The 603-nt window shown below is 46.1% G+C and carries 1 protein-coding gene; it reads left to right on the forward strand.

What is annotated here, in order from left to right:
* On the forward strand, nucleotides 1–459 hold a 459-nt coding region (rsgA, locus tag R7190_RS28825; protein WP_318138058.1), incomplete at its 5' end, for a ribosome small subunit-dependent GTPase A.
* Nucleotides 460–603 lie beyond the last annotated feature (144 nt).

Genomic DNA, 603 nt, shown 5'->3' on the forward strand with positions numbered 1-603 from the left:
GTGCAGTTACGCGATCGTATCAACATCTTTGTTGGTCAATCTGGCGTAGGTAAATCGAGTTTGGTTAATGCATTAATGCCTGAACTAGAACAAGAAGTGGAAGAAGGCGCAATTTCTGAAAACTCTGGCTTAGGTCAACACACCACGACAGCAGCACGCCTTTACCACATTCCAACTGGCGGCGATCTTATTGACTCACCAGGGGTTCGCGAATTTGGTCTTTGGCACTTAGAGGCTGAAGAAGTCACCAAAGCGTTCGTAGAGTTCCGCCCATACCTTGGTGGCTGTAAATTCCGAGACTGTAAACACAACGACGACCCTGGCTGTATTCTGCGTGAAGCCGTTGAGAAAGGCGAAGTGAGTGAGGTTCGTTTTGAGAACTACCATCGCATTCTAGAAAGCATGATGGAGAACAAGGCAAACCGCCAATACTCACGCAACAAGAAGGCCGATCTGTAACCAGATTGTCTGAGCAACTGTGTAAGAATTCTTCACCGAATACTGACAAGCACATTAAAGTTCAGTAACATCACGCGCCCAAAGCGCGAATCTAACAGAACAGACAGAAGTATCGGAATTAAAGATGGACAAGTTTAAAGTTGG

The sequence above is a fragment of the Vibrio sp. 1078-1 genome (assembly GCF_033340475.1).